Origin of the sequence: Succinimonas sp. (assembly GCF_045225735.1) — a bacterium.
Classification (GTDB): Bacteria; Pseudomonadota; Gammaproteobacteria; order Enterobacterales; family Succinivibrionaceae; genus Succinimonas.
In genome coordinates, this window is sequence record NZ_JBGVBR010000094.1 from 1 (window position 1) to 3,280 (window position 3,280).

Below are 3,280 nucleotides of genomic sequence, written 5' to 3' on the forward strand. Positions count from 1 at the left end.
GAAGAAATTCTTTTCCATACTCGGAGAAGAGTCATTTGTTGATGTGTACGGGAGATACTTTCACCCGCAGCTTTCAATAGGAGTAGATTGGGATGATGATCTGCCATCTCTTCTAATTGGCCAGCCAGGGTACAGTGCCGAGATGATAGAAAATTACCGGCTCTTTGACGCAGCATTAGCCATGAAAAAAGGGATGAATCGAGATGAGTGCCGGATTCTTATCAATCGTACCCCTCAGGTTTCGGAAGACGGCAGAACTGACCTTTATCCATATGGTGTCATCAAACCTGAAGTAACAGCATTAACATTTGACGCCAATGATAAACTTATAAATGCCGTACAGACATTTCCCGATGGAGATATAGTTAATATCATTTAAAACAAAATGAAATAAAAAATTTGTTTTTTAAATACTCAGTACACCTGAAAGTAATAAGCCAAATAAAGTAATATGAAAAAACTTATTTTAAACCCCAACATTTCTGTCGGGCCTTTTGTATTCGGCACGGAGCAGGAGGAAGTATGGAAAATAATAAAAAGGGAATTTGGATCCGAGCGTGATCCTGATACTGAACGCAGTTTGCCGGCTTATGAAGCAGAATACTATCCAATTCCTGATATTTTGCTTGAATTCAAAGATAAAAAACTGCTTTCGGTATCATTTAACGATGATATCTGCCAGCGCTATTGCGAAATCTATTTAGGCAAGGAAAAAATCTGGCCGCGAAGCAAGAAGAAATTCTTTTCCATATTCGGAGAAGAGTCATTTGTTGATGTGTACGGGAGATACTTTCACCCGCAGCTTTCAATAGGCGCCGACAGGGATGATGATCTGCCATCGCTCATAATCGGTCAGGAAGGATACAGCACTGAGATGATTGAAACTTACCGCATCTTTGATATCGTTGAAAGCATGACAAAAATGATGGATCGCAAAAAATGCCGCATGCTTATCAATCGTACCCCTCAGGTTTCCGAAGACGGCAGAACTGACTTTTATCCATATGGTATCATCAAACCTGAAGTAACAGCATTAACATTTGACGCCAATGATAAACTGATAAGAGCAGTACAGACATTTACTGATGGAGATGTACTTAATATTTCTTTGAAACAAAACAACAAGAAATAGAAATAATATTTTTAAATAAAGCGCATATCTGAAAGTAATAAACCAAAGAAAGCAATATGAAAAAACTGATTCTTAACACCGGCATTTCTGTCGGCCCTTTTATGTTCGGCGCTGAACGGGAACAAATCCTGGAAATCATAAAAAAGGAATTTAATACAGACTGCGAGCCGATAACTGACTGCCATTCGCCGACGTATCATACAGAATACTTTGAGAATCCTGATATTTATCTTGAGTACAAAGATAACAAGCTGGTTTCAGTGAAGTTTTACAACCATCCAAAGCTGCGTTATTGCGAAGTGTACCTCGGAAATGAAAAAATCTGGCCCCGCACCGAGAAGAAATTTTTGTCCATATTCGGCCGGGAAGCCTTTACCGAAATTGGTTCCGCATACTGTCATACACAGCTTTCATTAAAAGCCCTCTGGCAGTAAAAGCCGGCAGAGCTCATAACAGGCGCTGAGGGGTACTGCGCTGAAATTATCCAAAATTTCCGCTATCTGATTACATCAATAGAGGATCTGGACAGGGGGATGAGCCGGAACGAATGCCGCAGACTGATGAAAAATCCGCCTCAGATTTCCGAAGACGGCAGAACTGATTGCTATTCCTGCGGCGTCTTCCAGCCCCGGGTAACATCATTGACCTATGATGCCGATGATAAGCTGATGGCAGCCTCGCACACCTATCCTGACGGAAGCGTGCTCCATATGCTGAAGGAGGAGAGTGGAACCGCTTAACAGCAGTTATGCCTGATGTCGGAGAAACGGCAGAAAAGAGACAGACCGGAACTAAGATGCCGCCTGCAATGACACCGTAATTCTCTTTTCAGTCGTAAGACTCAGGATGCCGCCCTGCTCTCGGGCGGCATCCTTTGTTCAACCCTCTGATGCAGCTCTGACGGCTGCTTTATTTGTCAGGGGCTTCGCTTTTCATGGGGCTCGGAGATTCCCGCAAGCGCTGATCTCCCCCCCCTTTTTCCAGCATTCACATTCACGCATTCCCGCGCGATGCCAGCCCAGACTGTCATCGCGCTCCTGGAAGGACTGTTCAGGCAGGAAGCAGAACACCTTTGAAAGCTCCGCGCCATGCAGTTATTGCTCTTAAGATGGCGTGATTTTCAGATGCACAAACGGAGCAGTTTTCCGGCCTCCTTATCCATTTCCGCCTGAAGCCGGGCCTGGAGTCCCGGGGTGTGCCGCAGCGGAAAAGATCGGTCATTTCACAAACTCCAGCTTTGGAACACAGCCGATCTTTGCCGCATAGATCCCGAAAAACTGCTTTAGGTTGCTCTTGGCGATTTCCATATGCTCGGCCCGGAATTTCCGTTCTTCCTCCTCCACCTTCTTGTTCATGATGCGGTCTACATCCACATGACGGCCGTCATCGTCCTTAAGCTGCATTCCCTCGTCAGCGGACACGAGTACCAATGTCTGCCGGTTTTGAATACGGAAAGGGCTGTTCCTGACCGTGGCGGTCAGAATGCATTTATCCCCCTTCCTGATAATATCCGGCTCCTTGCCCGCAACGAACTGAAAGCCGTAGCCTATCGTGGCGAGATCCTTCTGATAGTAAATGTCGTCCCTGGTTATCCAGTGTTCCTCGCTCTGGTGGTAGGTTACGGTATAGGAGGCTTCCAGATTTGCCAGCATCATACCGTTCATGGCGGCAGTAATTTCGCTGACATCCTGATCCTGAGCAGAAACGGCAGGAGAGCCGGCGGCAAGAGCCACGGACATTGCCAGTGCCAGAAGAGAGTTTTTGCTGATGCGGGAGAGTATGCTGGTTTTAATGCGCGTTTTCATAATCAATTCCTTCTTCCTAAATTCCTGAACCGCTGTTGTTCTTAACCGTCTGAAGAGACATCTTTACGGCGGCGGATACCGCTTCTGCCTTCCGGGCGTAAATCGTATCGCAGGCCGGCTGGAGATATTTCCGGAGCTTTTCCTGGCTGCCCCTGACGTCTAAAAGCCCGTACTGATTCATAAAGCCCATGAGCTTCATGTTCCGATACTGCTGGTTTTGATCCCATTTATTGCACTCGCCGGACACGGTATAGTTACCCTCCAGTTCCCGGCTCTGGCCGTTCGCCGCCAGAATCTCCGGCTTCGGGAGAGCCGCGGTGTTCCCGCTGCAAACAGCATTCAT

The 3,280-nt window shown here is 46.6% G+C and carries 6 protein-coding genes; 4 read left to right on the forward strand and 2 right to left on the reverse strand.

All coding sequences use genetic code 11. The features are described 5' to 3' along the window. From ACJROR_RS03325 to ACJROR_RS03340, 4 genes are all read left to right on the forward strand, one after another. Window positions 1-379, forward strand: a 379-nt coding sequence (locus ACJROR_RS03325; protein WP_406545850.1) for a hypothetical protein, incomplete at its 5' end; no start/stop codon positions are given. Between the two features lie 72 nt (window positions 380-451). Further along, window positions 452-1,132 (forward strand): hypothetical protein, encoded by a 681-nt coding sequence (locus ACJROR_RS03330; RefSeq protein ID WP_406545851.1) that lies wholly within the window; start codon window positions 452-454, stop codon window positions 1,130-1,132. A gap of 56 nt (window positions 1,133-1,188) precedes the next feature. Beyond that, window positions 1,189-1,566 (forward strand): hypothetical protein, encoded by a 378-nt coding sequence (locus tag ACJROR_RS03335; protein ID WP_406545852.1) that lies wholly within the window; start codon window positions 1,189-1,191, stop codon window positions 1,564-1,566. Between the two features lie 99 nt (window positions 1,567-1,665). Then, window positions 1,666-1,872 carry a hypothetical protein gene (locus ACJROR_RS03340; RefSeq protein WP_406545853.1) on the forward strand — a complete coding sequence of 69 codons (207 nt, stop codon included), beginning with the start codon at window positions 1,666-1,668 and terminating at the stop codon, window positions 1,870-1,872. A gap of 477 nt (window positions 1,873-2,349) precedes the next feature. On the opposite strand, the gene ACJROR_RS03345 is transcribed toward ACJROR_RS03340, so the two are convergent. Further along, complete coding sequence (locus ACJROR_RS03345; RefSeq protein WP_406545854.1) at window positions 2,350-2,937, reverse strand: hypothetical protein; 588 nt, start codon at window positions 2,935-2,937, stop codon at window positions 2,350-2,352. A gap of 16 nt (window positions 2,938-2,953) precedes the next feature. Then, window positions 2,954-3,280: hypothetical protein (locus tag ACJROR_RS03350; RefSeq protein ID WP_406545855.1), on the reverse strand; the 327-nt coding region annotated here is incomplete at its 5' end.

What these genes read in the sequence shown, in the direction of transcription:
- ACJROR_RS03330 (WP_406545851.1), top strand. Translation starts at nt 452, where the DNA reads ATGAAAAAACTTATTTTAAACCCCAACATTTCTGTCGGGCCTTTTGTA.
- ACJROR_RS03335 (WP_406545852.1), top strand. Translation starts at nt 1,189, where the DNA reads ATGAAAAAACTGATTCTTAACACCGGCATTTCTGTCGGCCCTTTTATG.
- ACJROR_RS03340 (WP_406545853.1), top strand. Translation starts at nt 1,666, where the DNA reads ATGAGCCGGAACGAATGCCGCAGACTGATGAAAAATCCGCCTCAGATT.
- ACJROR_RS03345 (WP_406545854.1), bottom strand. Translation starts at nt 2,937, where the DNA reads ATGAAAACGCGCATTAAAACCAGCATACTCTCCCGCATCAGCAAAAAC.